Below are 16,124 nucleotides of genomic sequence, written 5' to 3'. Positions count from 1 at the left end.
CCGGCGCGTTTGCATACCTGACTGTTAGACCCCCCAGCCACGAGGCTACCCCATGATCCGCGAAGAATTCCTGCGTTTGGCCGCTGCCGGCTACAACCGCATCCCGCTGGCCTGCGAAACCCTGGCCGACTTTGACACCCCGCTGTCGATCTACTTGAAACTGGCCGATGAGCCTAATTCCTACCTGCTCGAATCGGTACAGGGCGGAGAGAAGTGGGGTCGTTATTCGATCATCGGTTTGCCATGCCGCACCGTGCTGCGGGTTCGTGACCATCACATCAGCGTGACCCACGATGGCGTCGAGATTGAAAGTCATGAGGCTGAAGACCCGCTGGCCTTCGTCGAAGAATTCAAGGCCCGTTACAACGTGCCGACCATCCCCGGCCTGCCGCGTTTCAATGGCGGTCTGGTGGGCTACTTCGGCTACGACTGCGTACGTTATGTGGAGAAGCGTCTGGGCAAGTGCCCGAACCCGGATCCGTTGGGCGTGCCAGACATCCTGTTGATGGTCTCTGACGCGGTGGTGGTGTTCGACAACCTCGCTGGCAAGATGCACGCGATTGTCTTGGCCGATCCGTCGCACAAGGATGCTTTCGAACAAGGTCAGGCACGTCTGGAAGCGCTGCTGGAACAACTCCGTCAGCCGATCACGCCGCGCCGTGGCCTGGATTTCAGCAAGCAGCAGTCTGCTGATCCGGTATTCCGTTCCAGTTTCACCCAGGATGATTACGAAAAAGCCGTGGACACCATCAAGGAATACATCCTGGCTGGTGACTGCATGCAGGTCGTGCCATCCCAACGAATGTCCATCGACTTCAAGGCTGCTCCGATCGACCTGTACCGGGCGTTGCGCTGCTTCAACCCGACGCCCTACATGTACTTCTTCAACTTCGGCGACTTCCACGTGGTTGGCAGTTCGCCGGAAGTGCTGGTGCGGGTCGAAGACAACCTGATCACCGTGCGCCCGATCGCCGGCACCCGTCCGCGGGGCGCCAACGAAGAGGCCGATGTTGCGTTGGAAAAAGACCTTCTGTCCGACGACAAGGAAATCGCCGAGCATTTGATGCTGATCGACCTGGGCCGTAACGATACCGGTCGGGTTTCGGAAATCGGCTCGGTGAAACTCACCGAAAAGATGGTGATCGAGCGTTATTCCAATGTGATGCACATCGTGTCCAACGTCACCGGGCAACTGACGGCGGGGCTGACGGCGATGGACGCTCTGCGGGCGATTCTGCCAGCGGGCACCTTGTCCGGCGCACCGAAGATTCGCGCGATGGAAATCATTGACGAACTGGAACCGGTCAAGCGTGGAGTCTACGGCGGCGCGGTCGGCTATTACGCCTGGAACGGCAACATGGACACCGCCATTGCGATCCGCACCGCGGTGATCAAGGACGGCGAGCTGCACGTGCAGGCCGGTGGCGGTATCGTCGCCGATTCGGTGCCGGCACTGGAATGGGAAGAAACCCTGAACAAGCGCCGCGCGATGTTCCGTGCGGTGGCGCTGGCCGAGCAAACTTCGGACGCCTGAGTTCACGCTCCCACAAGAACCTCACCATCATAAAAAACGCGGTGCCTGTGAGGGCTCCGCGTTTTTTGTGCTTGCTGTCTACTGCATCAGAAATCCAGCGCTACCCCAACGTTGAGCCCTTGCTGGGTAAAGTCATCTGACTTGCGGAACGTGTAACCGCCACGCAACGCCAGATCGGCCGTCAACTTGTGGCTGACCCCCAGGCTCACGCGATTCAAATGGCTTTGCGCAGCGTATCCGTCCAGCTTGAAATCAAGGGAAGGCACGTTATTGAGGGCGATGTTGACTTTTTGAGTGTCATCCTCGTACTCACGCTCGTAGGCATATTCGCCGAACACTTGGGTCTGCGCGGTGATTTGGTATTTGCCCTGGAGACCGGCGCCCAGGCGTTTCGAGTCGCGTTTCTGGTCATCAAAGGTCAGCGCTGTAGAACGATTGCCGTTTTCCGAATAGCCGTCGACTTCCACCTTTGCGTAATCGGCGCTGATAAACGGTGACAAGTGCCATGCGCTGCCCGGTTGCGCAATGTCGTAGCCGAGGCGAGTGCTGAAGGCCCACAGATGGCCATCGGTATCACCCTTTTCCGCCCCTTCGCTGGCACCCAGGTCGAATTTGCGTTTGAGGTTGTCGTAATCCAGCTTGCCGCCGGTCAACGCGGCATCGGCCCACCAGCGATTCTGCTGGAACTGGGCGAAAACGGTGGCCAGGTAGCTGTTGAGTTTGTAGTCCGAGTCATTGTTGCCGGCTTCAAGGTTCTGCCGATAGAAGCCTGCCGCCATACCGACCCGCCAGGCTTCATCAAGGCGGTAGCTACCGCCGATGTTCAGGTTGTACCCGCTACCGTCGGCGCTGGCACTGCTGTTTTGACTGTCGACATCCAGATGCTGGCCGCCACCGGCGACAATCGCGCGCCATTGGCCGATCGCCTGCCAGTTTTCCCAGTCCGACTGCCATTGGCTGCGCAGTTCATCCTGGTGCGCACGTAACGTAGCGTGGGCCATTTCCGGCAACAGCGTCAGCTCCCAAGGCGCTGCCAGTAAGGAGTAGGCGTAGTCGGAAATCAGTTTTTGCCCGGTCTCGGTCGGGTGAACGCCATCGTTGTAGATCAGCTTGCTCGGGTCCGGCGTGGCGCTGTTGATGCCGTACGTTGAGTTTTCGACGCAGCCGTTGCCGCTAAAGCAGGTTGCGGTCAGGTTCTGGCCGGTAGCGAGACCGAATCGTGCGGGATCGGCGACGGTTTCCTGCAATAGCAGCGGAATGTTCAGCGGAATGATTTCGGCATCGATACCCGCAAGGCGAGTGACCAGCCGCCGATTGAAAGCGGCACTCAGTTGTGACGTTGCTGCCTGCAGGGGAGTGCCATTGATGGCAGGAGTCAAACCCAGGTCAGGCAGCAGCCAGACTACTATGTAGCGTGCACCGGCGGTTTGCAGAACCTGGACACTGTTGGCCAGTCGATCCGCAGCCGCATTTGCCTGAATGCCGCTTTGTACTTGTCCCTGAAGAAAGTCGTTACCGCCCCCGGAGATGTAATACAGCGCGTTCGGATCGGCGCTGAGGTTGTTGGTCGGCAAATAGCCTGGACGCGTGCGTTCACCCGTGGCGGATGCGGTGGTGATCGAGCCGAGGATCTGGTCGGTGCGATAGCCGCCGACGGCCCAGTTGTTTCCGTCCGGCAGGCCCTGACTCGCACGTGCCGCCGAGGTTGAAGCGGCCGTCTGGTCCGCTGAAAACCCGAGCCGTCCCCCCAGCAGTTGCGTCGAGTTGGCGGAATAGACTTCGCCGCTGCCGTTCTGGTAAACGGGTCCGATCCGGTTAGTGAAGCGCAGGGTCGAGCCGGGAGGGCCACCGGTGTCGGTAAACTGTCCGGCATCGTTGAGGCTATCGCCAAAGACAATGAAATTCGAATAAGGGTTGGGCGCCGCGATCGCCTGGGTGCAGGCCATCGCGAGCAAGCAGCCGGCAAGCGGTACAGCCAACGTCTGTCTGATCATGAGCAATTCCGTTTGTTATTGTTTTAGTGGGCGAAACGACCGTGCCAAAAACTATAGAGTCTGTCGCCATTCGGCGCGAACTTCGATTGTTTCACGGCGCTTCGATCGCCCCATATTGCACGCTCTGCCCAGCTAAGTTACTGTGCCAATACGTATAAATGAGACCTTCCCCGTGTTGATCGTCAGCAAGCTCCTGGATCAAGTCATCAAGGCACACGCCCGTTGGCGTTGGCGCGCCTGAATCCTTCTGCCGGCCCGGCCGGATCTTTACCGCTTCGCCTTCTTTACCCGCAAGACAAACCGCTTTGCTGCGCTATTCCAGCGACTGACAAAGCGCAGGACGCTGCGGGTAAATCCTTCGAAGGCTGTCTTAAAGTCAGTGAATTCAAGAGGTTCTTAACGCCATGTTGCTGATGATCGATAACTACGACTCCTTTACCTACAACGTTGTGCAGTACCTTGGTGAGCTTGGTTCCCAGGTCAAGGTCGTGCGCAACGATGAGCTCACCATCGCCGAGATCGAAGCCCTCAACCCGGAGCGGATCGTCGTCTCTCCCGGTCCATGCACCCCGACCGAAGCCGGTATCTCGATCGAGGCGATCAAGCATTTCGCCGGCAGACTGCCGATTCTGGGCGTCTGCCTGGGCCATCAATCCATCGGCCAGGCGTTCGGCGGTGATGTAATCCGCGCCCGTCAGGTCATGCACGGCAAGACCAGTCCGGTGTTCCACGAGGACAAGGGCGTTTTCGAAGGCTTGAATCGTCCATTGACGGTCACCCGCTATCACTCGCTGATCGTCAAACGTGAAACCCTGCCAGACTGCCTGGAGCTGACGGCCTGGACCCAGCTTGAAGACGGCTCGGTCGACGAGATCATGGGCCTGCGCCATAAGACATTGAACATCGAAGGCGTGCAATTCCACCCTGAGTCCATCCTGACTGAACAGGGCCACGAGCTGCTCGCCAACTTCCTCAAACAAACCGGCGGCACGCGCTAAGGACTTTTCATGAATATCAAGACAGCCCTGAGCCGTATCGTCGACCAGCTCGACCTCAGCACCGACGAGATGCGCGATGTGATGCGCGAAATCATGACCGGGCAGTGCACCGACGCGCAGATCGGCGCGTTCATGATGGCCATGCGCATGAAGAGCGAAAGCATCGACGAGATCGTGGGTGCCGTGTCGGTCATGCGCGAGTTGGCGGACAAGGTCGAACTCAAGACCCTCGACAGCGTCGTCGATGTCGTTGGCACCGGCGGTGACGGTGCGAACATCTTCAACGTATCCACCGCCTCTTCGTTTGTCGTCGCAGCCGCCGGTTGCACCGTTGCCAAGCACGGTAACCGTGCGGTCTCGGGCAAAAGCGGCAGTGCCGATCTGTTGGAGGCAGCGGGGATCTACCTGAACCTGACGCCGGTGCAAGTGGCACGCTGCATCGATAATGTCGGCATCGGTTTCATGTTTGCCCAGACCCATCACAGTGCCATGAAGTACGCCGCTGGCCCGCGTCGGGAGCTGGGCCTGCGTACCTTGTTCAACATGCTCGGTCCGCTTACGAATCCGGCCGGTGTGAAACATCAGGTGGTAGGTGTGTTCAATCAGGCGTTGTGCCGGCCACTGGCCGAAGTTTTGCAGCGTCTGGGCAGCAAACATGTGCTGGTGGTGCATTCCCAGGACGGCCTGGACGAATTCAGCCTGGCGGCACCCACCTATGTGGCCGATCTGAAAAACGACGAAATAACAGAGTACTGGGTGCAGCCGGAAGACCTCGGTATAAAGAGCCAGAGCTTGTTTGGCCTGGTGGTGGAGAGTCCGGCCCAGTCACTTGAACTGATTCGCGATGCTCTGGGCAAGCGCAAGACCGAAAGCGGCCAGAAAGCCGCCGAGATGATCGTGCTCAATGCCGGTGCCGCGCTGTATGCCGCCGACCTGGCCAGCACTTTAAAAGAGGGCGTTGCCCTGGCGCACGATGCGCTGCACACCGGTCTCGCTCGGGAAAAACTTGAGGAGTTGGGTGCGTTTACCGCGGTATTCAAGGTGGAGAATGAGGGATGAGTGTGCCGACGGTTCTGGAAAACATTCTGGCCCGCAAAGTCGAAGAAGTCGCCGAGCGCAGTGCTCGTATGAGCCTCGCCGAGCTGGAAAGTCTGGCCAAGGTGGCCGATGCACCCCGTGGTTTCGCCAAGGCATTGATCGACCAGGCCAAGCTGAAGCAGCCTGCGGTCATTGCTGAAATCAAGAAAGCCTCGCCGAGCAAAGGCGTGATCCGCGAGAATTTCGTTCCCGCCGACATCGCCACGAGCTATGAGAGGGGCGGGGCGACCTGCCTGTCGGTGCTCACCGATATCGATTACTTCCAGGGCGCCGACGCGTATCTTCAGCAGGCACGTGCGGCGTGCAAACTGCCGGTGATCCGCAAGGACTTCATGATCGATCCTTACCAGATCGTTGAAGCCCGTGCCCTGGGTGCTGATTGCGTATTGTTGATTGTCTCGGCGCTGGATGATGTGAAAATGGCCGAGCTGGCGGCCGTGGCAAAAAGCGTCGGCCTCGATGTGCTGGTGGAAGTCCACGATGGCGATGAGCTGGAAAGGGCCTTGAAAACCCTCGACACTCCCCTGGTCGGCGTCAACAACCGCAACCTGCACACCTTCGACGTCAATCTGGAAACGACGCTTGATCTGTTGCCGCGTATCCCGCGTGATCGATTGGTGATTACCGAGAGCGGCATCCTCAATCGGGCCGATGTCGAACTGATGGAAATCAGCGATGTGTATGCGTTCCTGGTTGGTGAGGCGTTCATGCGTGCCGAGAATCCGGGGACCGAGTTGCAGCGTCTGTTTTTCCCTGAACGCGGCATTCCTGTCAGCGGCTCGACCCTCGACTGACCACATCTTGCGGGCAACCCGATCCCCTGTGGGAGCGGGCTTGCCCGCGAAGAGGCCATCAAGTACCCCAGAGACTTCACGTCTTACGGAATCATCCATGCCCCAGCCAATTTCTCTGACCGTTGAAGCCGGCCTCCTGGCCGAACAAGACCTGTTGGCCCATGTGTGCACCGGTGATTCGGACTTTGGCTTGCTGTTCTGGCAACCCAGCGACCGCGCATTGGTCATGCCGCGCCGATTGAGTCGTCTGCCCGGCTTCGAGGCTGCGTGCGAAGCATCTGCCGCCGCCGGCTGGCCAGTACTCTTACGTGAAACCGGCGGTGAACCGGTGCCGCAATCGGCATCGACGATCAACATTGCGCTGGTCTACGCACCACCGCGCAGCGAGGGTGATCAGAACCGGATCGAATCCGCTTACCGGCGACTCTGCGACCCGATTTGCCAACTGCTGGATGAGCTGGGCGGCGTTTCATCCTTGGGCGAAGTCGAAGGCGCTTTCTGTGACGGCCGTTTCAACGTCAATCTCGACGGTCGAAAAATGGTTGGCACCGCTCAGCGCTGGCGCCAGAGCAAGGGTGGTTCGCGTCCGGTGGGATTGGTGCACGGGGCTTTGTTGCTCGATAACGAGCGTGAGTCGATGGTCGCGGCGGTCAACCGTTTCAATGAGGCCTGTGGTCTTGAACAACGGGTGCGCGCCGAGAGCCACATCGCCCTGCATGAGAAATTCGCCGCACCCGGTGCATTGGAGCGGCTCGATTCGCTCTATCGCCAGCTGCTGGCAGAGATGTTCAGGGCTTGAGTGTTCGAGCTTAGCGCGTACCGAAAACCACCATGGTCTTGCCTTTGACGTTCACCAGGTTGCGCTCTTCCAGGTCCTTGAGCACGCGACCGACCATCTCCCGGGAACAACCGACAATGCGCCCGATCTCCTGGCGGGTCACCTTGATCTGCATGCCGTCAGGGTGGGTCATGGCGTCAGGTTGTTTGCACAGTTCGAGCAGACAGCGAGCAACTCGTCCGGTCACGTCAAAAAACGCCAGGTCACCCACCTTGCGGGTGGTGTTGCGCAGACGTTGTGCAATTTGTCCGCTGAGTACGTAAAGAATGTCCGGATCCTGCCGGGACAATTCGCGGAATTTCGCATAGCTGATCTGCGCGACTTCACATTCGATCTTGGCGCGCACCCAGGCGCTACGTGCCTGTTCCAGGCCGGCCTGTTCAAACAGACCCAGCTCACCGAAAAAGTCCCCGGCGTTCAGGTAGGCAATAATCATTTCGCGACCATCGTCGTCCTCGATCAGGATAGTGACCGAGCCTTTGATGATGAAAAACAACGTGTCCGAGCGGTCCCCAGCGCAAATGATAGGGGTTTTGGCCTGATAGTGACGGCGCTGGCAATGCATCAACAGTTTGTCGAGGTTCTTGATCTTGGGCGTGGGCGCAATAGCAACCATGGTTGTATCCCGAAAAGACTGCACGGTGTGTTTGGTTTGTTTGTAAGGGCTGGCGAAGCCTGCAATCTTTGTTGTTCGCAACGAGGCTGGCTATGCGCCAGCTAAATTGGCGCCAGCTTACCAGACACTTCCTGCAATATTCGAGCATTTACCCGGGTTTGGATGGTTATGTCCAGGGAAGGTGAGCACAGCCGATACAGGGCCCTGTGCTAAGCTGGCGACCCTTTTTTAGACAGTGGAGTCTTGGCGATGAAGGCACGCATCCAATGGGCTGGCGAAGCCATGTTCCTCGGCGAATCCGGTAGCGGTCATGTCGTGGTCATGGACGGTCCGCCCGATGCCGGCGGTCGCAACCTGGGTGTCCGGCCAATGGAAATGCTTCTGCTGGGAGTCGGCGGTTGCAGCAATTTCGACGTGGTCAGCATCCTCAAGAAGTCTCGCCAAGCCGTTGAGAGCTGCGAAGCTTTCCTCGAAGCTGAACGCGCGACCGAGGATCCGAAAGTGTTTACCAAGATCCATATGCACTTTGTGGTCAAAGGCCGGGGGCTGAAGGAAGCCCAAGTCAAACGCGCCATCGAGCTGTCGGCAGAGAAATATTGCTCGGCGTCGATCATGCTCGGCGCGGCCGGTGTTGAAATCACCCACGACTACGAGATTATCGAGCTGGTTTGAATCGAGTCGGGTTTTTCGGACACAAAAAAGGCGACTACTTCAAGGCAGTCGCCTTTTTCATGCTGTCGCGAAGCCATTGTGGAAACGAGTGTTCGCGATGAGGCCCTTCTTATTGACCCCGCTATCAGATCCGGTAAGTGCTTTTGGTCATCACCTTGGCCATCAGGCTCATGCCGAACTTCACCGGCGCCGGAAAGCGGAAGCCACCAGCCTCCAGCGCACTTTCGGCATGCTGTTCTTCGTCGAGGCGCATCTGCTCCAGAATTGCCCGGGACTTCTCGTCCTCGGCCGGTAACTGCTGCAGGTGCTCATTCAAGTGCTTGCAGACTTGATGCTCGGTAGCCGCCACAAAACCCAGGCTGACTTTGTCGCTGATCAACCCGGCCACCGCGCCGATCCCGAACGACATGCCGTAGAACAGTGGATTGAGGATGCTGGTGTGGCTGCCCAACTGATGGATACGTTGCTCGCACCAGACCAGGTGGTCGATTTCTTCTTCGGCAGCGTGTTCCATGGCGGCGCGCACTTGCGGCAGTTTGGCGGTGAGGGCTTGACCCTGATACAACGCCTGGGCACAGACTTCGCCGGTATGGTTGATGCGCATCAGGCCGGCAACGTGCCGGGTGTCTTCGTCGCTCATTTTCGCATCCGGCTGCACGATGGCGGGCGACGGACGGTACGGTTGGCCGCTGGAGGGCAACAGGGTACGCATCGCGGCATCGGCTTGCAGCAGAAGACGGTCAATTGGCGAGTAGTGACGTTGGGTAGTCATGCTGACCTCCGGGAAGAATCTCGGCGGCCAGTTTAACCCAATCGGCCGGGGAAGGTTTGCGCTGGGTCATTGCGTCGCAGGCTTGATCTGTAGGAAACGGCTTGCTGGCGATGGCGTACGAAAGATCACCTCAACATCGCAGACCGCCATCGTCAGCAAGCCGGCTCCTACAGAGGACGGTGGTAAATCAGCCCGGCGGCCAATGCATCTGCCGCTGACCCAGCACATGCATATGAATGTGATAGACCGTCTGCCCACCCAGTGGATTGCAGTTCATGACCACACGGAAACCTTCTTCACAGCCCAATTCCAGGGCCAGGCGCTGGGCAGTGAACAGAATATGCCCGGCCAATGCCTTGTCGTCCTCGGTGAGGTCGTTAAGTGTGCGCACCGGCTTTTTCGGGATCACCAGAAAATGCACGGGTGCCTGTGGGGCGATGTCGTGGAAGGCCAGTACCTGGTCGTCCTCGTAAATGATCTTCGCCGGGATTTCCCGATTGATGATCTTGGTGAACAGAGTATCCACAGCTGTTTTCTCCGTTGTTTGGGCTGGCCTGAGTGTAACCACGGGTTATGCCCGAGCCCAGCCTTTTACTTTCAGGTTCGATCAACGCGGGCAATAGGCCTTGTTGACCATGCCGGCGATTGTCCGGGTCAGCCAGCGTGACCCCAGGCGCGGCAGGAAGGCGCGCCAGCGGTTGCGTCGGCCGGGAATGATGATGGCGCGATTTTTCTCCAGGGCGCGCACGGTGTAGAGCGCGACTTCCTCGGGGCTCATCAGCAGTTTGCTGTCGATCAGTTTGTCGGTGTTCAGTTGCGCGGTGCGGAAAAACGCCGTGTGGGTCGGGCCAGGGCAGAGTACCGATACCTTGACCGCACATTTCTTCAGCTCGACGCGCAAACCTTCGGAAAAGTGCAGCACATAGGCTTTGCTGGCGTAATAAGTGCTCATCCACGGACCGGGATGGAATGCAGCCACCGAGGCCACGTTCAGAATCTGCCCGCCACCCTGCAACGCCATGCTGTTGCCGACGGCATGACACAGGCGGGTGAGGGCGAGGATGTTGACCTCGATCAGATCCTGCTCGGTCATCCAGTCCTGGGCCAGGAAAGGACCACAAGTCCCTATGCCGGCGCAGTTGACCAGCAGATCGATCTGGCGGTCACCTTCCTCCAGTTCCAGCAGAAACCCGGACAGCCGCAAGGGTTCGCCCAGGTCGCAGGCCCGGAACAACACTTCCACACCAAAACGTTGAGTCAGTTCAATCGCAATACTTTCCAGCTGATCACGCTGTCGGGCCACCAGAATCAGGCTGCGGCCGCGCCGGGCCAGCGCTTCGGCCATCGCAAGGCCGATGCCGCTGGAAGCGCCGGTGATCAGAGCGTAACGGGTCATGCCATTCTCCATCGCAGCAGCTTCGCGCCGGCGACGCAGTGTCACGGGCGGGAAGCGCTGTTCATTCTTGCGCAGAGTCTACAGGGGGCCGGGCTGCTTCGGCTGCATCCTCGGCTGAATTTGGCGCTGGCTGTGCTTGCACAGCGGTCTGATCTTCGATCTCTTCAACGGTGACCGAGTCACTTTCGTAGCTGCGTTCGGTGACGCTTTCGTATTCACTCTGGATCGCAGTGAGCCCACCGGTCAGCCCGCCGACAAACAGAATCGCAACAGCTACCAGCCATAGTGCGGACAGGACCTTGACCGCGGTGCTGTTCGGCGGTGGTGGGGCGCCGTAGCGATTGGCGGTGTTGTTGCCCGGCATGATCATCATTACGAACGGAAAGAAGCTGCCCACGAACGGCACAAGGGTCAGCAGCCAGAGCCAGCCGGACCAGCCGATGTCGTGCAGGCGCTGGACGCTGAACTGAATGCTGACGAACCCGAGCGCCACGATCAGAATAAAGGCCAGCAGGCCCCCGAGAATCAGCCCGGCGCTGGAATCCGTACTGATAAGGGCGAGGCCGAAAACACCCAGCACGGCGCCGATGCCAAGCGTCACCAGCATCAGGACCATCGTCCAGGCCAGGTAGCGCAAGCGGCCTATACGGCCCTCGAAACTGAACGCCTTGAGCGGGGCGAACTCCGGCAACACATCGCCGACGGCCGCGCGCGGCGGTGCGTAGGGTGATTCCGGATCTCTCGATGGAGGCGGATCGACAGGCGTGTGGTCGTGCACATCGGACAAGTTCAGTTCGACCGGGGGCTCGCTTTCGATCCGGGCATCGATGCCGGTTTTCGTCAGCGCCTGAAGGTAGGTCTGAGCTTCGGCCTGTGACAAGCCGCGTTTGAGTGCTACCGGCCGGCCACTGAACAGCCGCTCGACGGCAGCGACATCGGATTTGAATAACTCGGCGAGATTGAGTTTGGCGGTGGTGACCTCGACACCGGGCAGCAAAGCGCCGTCGAATACGATCTTGTAACGGTTTTCGCTCATTGCGAGGCATCCTTGTCGCGAATTATTTGAATGGAGCGTGTTGCGCGCCAGGAGCGTAAGGGCCAGTCGAGAGCAGCTGAGCCAGACGTTCCGTCAGCGCGGCCACCGTTCACGCAGCTGTACCGACAGTTCCAGAGCCTTGCGGTATTCATCGTCCAGGCGGGCGACCAATTGATCGACGCTCGGCAGGTCATCGATTTCGCCGACGCCCTGACCCGCGGACCACACGGTTTTCCAGGCTTTGGCTTCATCGCTCAACGGCTTGAGCTTGGAGCCGAAGTTGACCTCGCCCTTGCCTTGCAATGCCGCCATGTCGAACCCGGCGGCCTCCAGGCTTTGTCGCATGAAACTCGCCGGTACGCCCGACACCGCTGGAGTATGAACGATGTCGGCGGCTCTGGAAGCCAGCAACATCTGCTTGTAGGCGTCAGGTGCATGGCTTTCGGTAGTGCCGATGAATCGCGTACCGAAGTAGGCCAGATCCGCACCGAGCAATTGCGCGGCAAGAATCTCGTGCCCGTGGTTCAGGCAACCGGCCAGCAGCAGGGTCTTGTCGAAGAACTGGCGGATCTCGGCAATCAGCGAGAACGGGCTCCAGGTTCCGGCGTGTCCGCCGGCACCCGCGGCCACGGCGATCAGGCCATCTACCCCGGCCTCGGCGGCTTTCTCGGCATGGCGACGGGTCGTCACATCGTGGAACACCAGGCCGCCATAGCCGTGGACTGCATCGACCAGTTCCTTTACGGCGCCGAGGCTGGTGATCACGATCGGCACTTTGTGCTCGATGCAGATCTCCAGGTCCGCTTGCAGGCGCGGGTTACTGTTGTGAACGATCAGGTTCACCGCATAAGGCGCCGGGTTTTCCAGTATCGCCAACCCTGCTTCGATTTCCTCCAGCCAGGCCTTGAAGCCGCTGCTCTCGCGCTGATTCAGGGCGGGAAAGCTGCCCACCACGCCATTACGGCAGCAGGCGAGCACCAGTTGCGGATTGGAAATCAGGAACATCGGCGCTGCCACCACGGGCAGGCGCAAACGTTGTTCGAGCAAAGCGGGCAGCGACATTGGAAGTACCCCGGTGAGTGATGCTGATTGAATTAGAACGGCCGAACGATGACCAGAATTACGATAGCCAGCAATATCAGAACCGGTACTTCATTGAACCAGCGATAAAAGACATGGCTGCGGGTGTTTTCGCCACGGGCAAAACGTTTCACCTGGGCTCCGCACATGTGGTGGTAGCCGATCAGGATCACCACCAGGGTCAACTTCGCGTGAATCCAGGCGCCCTGACTGAATATACCGGGGTTCAAGGCGATCAGCGCGATGCCGAAAACCAGGGTGGCGATCATCGCCGGCCCCATGATGCCACGGTACAGCTTGCGCTCCATGATGCTGAAGCGTTCCTTGCTGATGCTGTCTTCGCTTTGCGCATGGTAGACGAACAGGCGCGGCAGGTAGAACAAGCCGGCAAACCAGCAGACCATGCTGACGATGTGCAACGCTTTGAGCCATAGATAGAGCATTTTTTTGGTATTCCCAGGTTCACGGTAGGCGCGATAGTAGAGGCTTGAGGCTCCGCACGTCACCTTGGCGGTTGTCGCAGGACGATACGGGCCCTATTATCGACGGCTTTCCAGTGGGTTCGTTGAGGGCAGGTATATGGTCAAGGTCGGTATCGTCGGCGGCACGGGTTACACCGGGGTCGAACTGCTGCGTCTGTTGGCACAGCATCCGCAAGCTGAAGTGGCAGTGATCACTTCCCGATCCGAGGCCGGTCTGGCCGTGGCTGATATGTACCCGAACCTGCGTGGTCATTACGACGGCCTGGCGTTCAGCGTTCCGGATATCAAGACCCTGGGCGCCTGCGACGTGGTGTTCTTCGCGACGCCTCACGGGGTTGCCCATGCGCTGGCCGGTGACTTGCTGGCGGCGGGGACCAAGGTCATCGACCTGTCGGCGGACTTTCGTCTGCAAGACGCCGATGAGTGGGCCAAGTGGTACGGTCAGCCGCACGGCGCGCCGCAATTGCTGGAGGAGGCCGTCTATGGCTTGCCGGAAGTCAATCGCGAGCAGATCAGGCAAGCTCGCCTGATCGCCGTACCGGGTTGCTATCCGACGGCTACACAATTGGGTTTCCTGCCTTTGCTCGAAGCCGGTCTGGCCGATACCACCCGCTTGATCGCTGACTGCAAATCCGGTGTCAGCGGAGCTGGCCGTGGCGCCTCTGTAGGTTCGCTGTATTCCGAAACCTCGGAAAGCATGAAGGCCTACGCCGTCAAAGGACACCGTCATTTGCCGGAAATCCGCCAGGGTCTGCGTCGAGCCGCGGGCAAGGACGTCGGTCTGACCTTCGTTCCGCACCTGACACCCATGATCCGTGGCATTCACTCGACACTCTATGCCACCGTCGTGGACCGCTCGGTGGATTTGCAGGCGTTGTTTGAAAAGCGTTACGCCAACGAACCGTTCGTCGACGTCATGCCTGCCGGCAGTCATCCGGAAACCCGCAGCGTGCGCGGTGCCAACGTGTGTCGTATCGCCGTGCATCGGCCGCAGGATGGTGACTTGGTGGTGGTGCTGTCGGTGATCGATAATCTGGTCAAAGGCGCGTCGGGTCAGGCGGTGCAGAACCTGAACATCCTGTTCGGGCTGGATGAGCGCCTGGGCTTGTCTCATGCCGGCATGCTGCCATAAGGCGGTATCGCACTCGACAAAAAGGCCCGTCTGACGGGCCTTTTTGCATTCGGGACTGGCGCTTGGTTCGATTGATATACCGTAACAATAGTTGACCGATTTTCTGGGAGAAGCGGATAATGCACATCATCACGCATTATGGCGGCGTAACGCCGGGAGATAGTCAGCATGAGCGTCGAATCCTTCACCCCCACGGCTTTGCAATTCACCCACGGTGCCGCGCACAAGGTGAAGAGCCTGGTCGATGAAGAGGGGAATGATCGCTTGAAGCTGCGCGTATTCGTTACGGGCGGCGGTTGTTCAGGTTTTCAGTACGGCTTCACCTTCGATGAAGAAGTGGCCGATGACGACACCATCGTCGAGCGCGAGGGTGTGAGTCTGGTCGTCGATCCAATGAGCTTCCAGTACCTGGCAGGTGCCGAGGTGGATTATCAGGAAGGTCTGGAAGGTTCGCGTTTCGTCATCAAGAATCCGAACGCCTCCACCACGTGTGGCTGCGGCTCTTCGTTCTCGATCTGATCGCGCGGAGCAGCACCGGACGCCGCATGGTCTCAAGGCCTTGCGGCGTTTTGCTGTCCGGGGTTCGGGTTCAGGCGGGGTAGATGGCGCCCAGTACGCGCAGGCCTCGGGCGCCGGTGACGCTGGGGCGATTGGCCGCAATGCCTTCCAGGCAGCAATGGGCCAGCCAGGCAAAGGCCATGGCTTCAACCCAGTCCGGGTCGACACCGCAAGTCGCGGTGCTGCTGACTTGTGTGTGGGGCAGCAGGCTGGCCAAGCGGTCCATCAACGTGGCGTTGTGTGCACCGCCGCCGCAAACCAGCAATTGCCGGGTATCCGATTGAGCACTCTGCAATGACTCGACGATAGTCAGTGCGGTCAGCTCAAGAAGCGTTGCCTGCACGTCTTCGGCGGCGAAGGTGGGTAGTTGTGACAGGTGCTGTGTCAGCCACGGCAGGTTGAATACTTCGCGACCGGTACTTTTCGGGCCTTTGGTCACAAAAAACGGATCGCTGAGCAACGTCTTCAGCAGAACAGGCTCGACCTTGCCGCTGGCAGCCCATTGGCCGTCACGATCGAAGTTGTGGCCGCGTTGCTGGTGAATCCACGCATCCAGCAGCACATTCCCGGGGCCGCAGTCGAAACCGGCTACAGGTTTGCCAGGTTCGATCAGGCTGAGATTGCTGAAGCCGCCGACGTTCAACACCGCGCGGTTACCTTCCTGCTCTTCGAATAAAGCTTCGTGAAACGCCGGAACCAAGGGTGCGCCTTGCCCGCCAGCCGCGACGTCGCGGCTGCGGAAGTCGCTGACGACGGTGATGCCGGTCAATTCGGTCAGCAGGGCAGGGTTGCCGATCTGCACCGTGAACCCGCGCGACGGTTCGTGGCGAATGGTCTGGCCGTGGCTGCCAATCGCGCGAATGTCTGCGGGCTTCAGGTCTTGTTGATCAAGGAGGGTGTGAATGCCTTGCGCGGCCAGCTTCACCCAGTTCTGCTGGGCGATGGCGGAGCGGGCAATCTCGTCCGGCCCACTGGCGCACAAGCCAAGCAGCTCGGCGCGCAGGGAGTCAGGCATTGGGATGTAGTGCGTAGCGATCAGTCTGATCGCCGAGGTTTGCTCGATCAACGCAATGTCCAGTCCATCGAGGCTGGTCCCGGACATCACGCCTATATAGAGCGTCATG

At 59.4% G+C, this 16,124-nt stretch carries 17 protein-coding genes; 8 read left to right on the top strand and 9 right to left on the bottom strand.

The window, feature by feature from the left end:
* Positions 1–52: 52 nt before the first annotated feature.
* Positions 53–1,534: an anthranilate synthase component I gene (trpE, locus tag ACA041_RS29205; protein WP_497438923.1), complete on the top strand. Its 1,482-nt coding sequence runs from the start codon at positions 53–55 to the stop codon at positions 1,532–1,534.
* Between the two features lie 86 nt (positions 1,535–1,620).
* Here the strand turns inward: trpE and estP are convergent, their stop codons facing one another.
* Entirely contained in the window at positions 1,621–3,528 is a 1,908-nt protein-coding gene (estP, locus tag ACA041_RS29200) for an esterase EstP (RefSeq protein ID WP_497438922.1), read from the bottom strand.
* 404 nt (positions 3,529–3,932) lie between these two features.
* On the opposite strand from estP, the gene ACA041_RS29195 reads away from it, so the two are divergent.
* The 4 genes from ACA041_RS29195 (at position 3,933) to ACA041_RS29180 (ending at position 7,217) form a co-directional block, all read left to right on the top strand.
* A complete protein-coding gene (locus ACA041_RS29195; protein WP_497438921.1) occupies positions 3,933–4,526 on the top strand; it encodes an aminodeoxychorismate/anthranilate synthase component II in 594 nt (197 codons plus the stop codon).
* 9 nt (positions 4,527–4,535) lie between these two features.
* A complete protein-coding gene (gene trpD / locus ACA041_RS29190) occupies positions 4,536–5,585 on the top strand; it encodes an anthranilate phosphoribosyltransferase (RefSeq protein ID WP_497438920.1) in 1,050 nt (349 codons plus the stop codon).
* Positions 5,582–6,418 (top strand): indole-3-glycerol phosphate synthase TrpC, encoded by an 837-nt coding sequence (gene trpC, locus ACA041_RS29185; protein WP_497438919.1) that lies wholly within the window; start codon positions 5,582–5,584, stop codon positions 6,416–6,418. Before trpD ends, trpC begins: the two co-directional genes overlap by 4 nt.
* Before the next feature lie 97 nt (positions 6,419–6,515).
* A complete protein-coding gene (locus ACA041_RS29180) occupies positions 6,516–7,217 on the top strand; it encodes a lipoate--protein ligase family protein (protein WP_497438918.1) in 702 nt (233 codons plus the stop codon).
* A 10-nt stretch (positions 7,218–7,227) separates the two neighbouring features.
* Here the strand turns inward: ACA041_RS29180 and crp are convergent, their stop codons facing one another.
* The gene (crp, locus tag ACA041_RS29175; protein ID WP_497438917.1) at positions 7,228–7,872 is read right to left on the bottom strand and encodes a cAMP-activated global transcriptional regulator CRP; all 645 of its coding nucleotides are present in this window, start codon (positions 7,870–7,872) and stop codon (positions 7,228–7,230) included.
* Positions 7,873–8,121: 249 nt separating this feature from the next.
* Here crp and ACA041_RS29170 point away from each other — a divergent pair, with 249 nt between their 5' ends.
* Positions 8,122–8,544, top strand: coding sequence for an OsmC family protein (locus tag ACA041_RS29170; protein WP_497438916.1), 423 nt, complete (start codon positions 8,122–8,124; stop codon positions 8,542–8,544).
* A 124-nt stretch (positions 8,545–8,668) separates the two neighbouring features.
* Here ACA041_RS29170 and coq7 read toward each other — a convergent pair whose 3' ends face one another.
* From coq7 to hemJ, 6 genes are all read right to left on the bottom strand, one after another.
* Complete coding sequence (coq7, locus tag ACA041_RS29165; protein ID WP_497438915.1) at positions 8,669–9,316, bottom strand: 2-polyprenyl-3-methyl-6-methoxy-1,4-benzoquinone monooxygenase; 648 nt, start codon at positions 9,314–9,316, stop codon at positions 8,669–8,671.
* 187 nt (positions 9,317–9,503) lie between these two features.
* Positions 9,504–9,842 (bottom strand): histidine triad nucleotide-binding protein, encoded by a 339-nt coding sequence (locus ACA041_RS29160; RefSeq protein WP_150800425.1) that lies wholly within the window; start codon positions 9,840–9,842, stop codon positions 9,504–9,506.
* Between the two features lie 81 nt (positions 9,843–9,923).
* Positions 9,924–10,712: an SDR family NAD(P)-dependent oxidoreductase gene (locus tag ACA041_RS29155; RefSeq protein WP_497438914.1), complete on the bottom strand. Its 789-nt coding sequence runs from the start codon at positions 10,710–10,712 to the stop codon at positions 9,924–9,926.
* Between the two features lie 61 nt (positions 10,713–10,773).
* A complete protein-coding gene (locus ACA041_RS29150) occupies positions 10,774–11,748 on the bottom strand; it encodes a DUF805 domain-containing protein (RefSeq protein ID WP_497438913.1) in 975 nt (324 codons plus the stop codon).
* 93 nt (positions 11,749–11,841) lie between these two features.
* On the bottom strand, positions 11,842–12,810 hold the full coding sequence (locus ACA041_RS29145) for an NAD(P)H-dependent flavin oxidoreductase (protein ID WP_497438912.1): 969 nt from the start codon (positions 12,808–12,810) through the stop codon (positions 11,842–11,844).
* 32 nt (positions 12,811–12,842) lie between these two features.
* A complete protein-coding gene (gene hemJ / locus ACA041_RS29140; RefSeq protein WP_497438911.1) occupies positions 12,843–13,271 on the bottom strand; it encodes a protoporphyrinogen oxidase HemJ in 429 nt (142 codons plus the stop codon).
* A 136-nt stretch (positions 13,272–13,407) separates the two neighbouring features.
* Here hemJ and argC point away from each other — a divergent pair, with 136 nt between their 5' ends.
* Together argC and erpA are read left to right on the top strand one after the other, a co-directional pair.
* Positions 13,408–14,442 (top strand): N-acetyl-gamma-glutamyl-phosphate reductase, encoded by a 1,035-nt coding sequence (gene argC / locus ACA041_RS29135; protein WP_497438910.1) that lies wholly within the window; start codon positions 13,408–13,410, stop codon positions 14,440–14,442.
* A gap of 168 nt (positions 14,443–14,610) precedes the next feature.
* Positions 14,611–14,961: an iron-sulfur cluster insertion protein ErpA gene (erpA, locus tag ACA041_RS29130; RefSeq protein ID WP_007947969.1), complete on the top strand. Its 351-nt coding sequence runs from the start codon at positions 14,611–14,613 to the stop codon at positions 14,959–14,961.
* Positions 14,962–15,031: 70 nt separating this feature from the next.
* On the opposite strand, the gene ACA041_RS29125 is transcribed toward erpA, so the two are convergent.
* Positions 15,032–16,123, bottom strand: a complete 1,092-nt coding sequence (locus tag ACA041_RS29125; RefSeq protein WP_497438909.1) for an anhydro-N-acetylmuramic acid kinase — start codon at positions 16,121–16,123, stop codon at positions 15,032–15,034.
* Position 16,124 lies beyond the last annotated feature (1 nt).

Source organism: Pseudomonas sp. LBUM1676, assembly GCF_059695605.1.
Note: the sequence above shows the minus strand (reverse complement) of the source record. Positions and strands in the feature narration are given on the sequence as shown.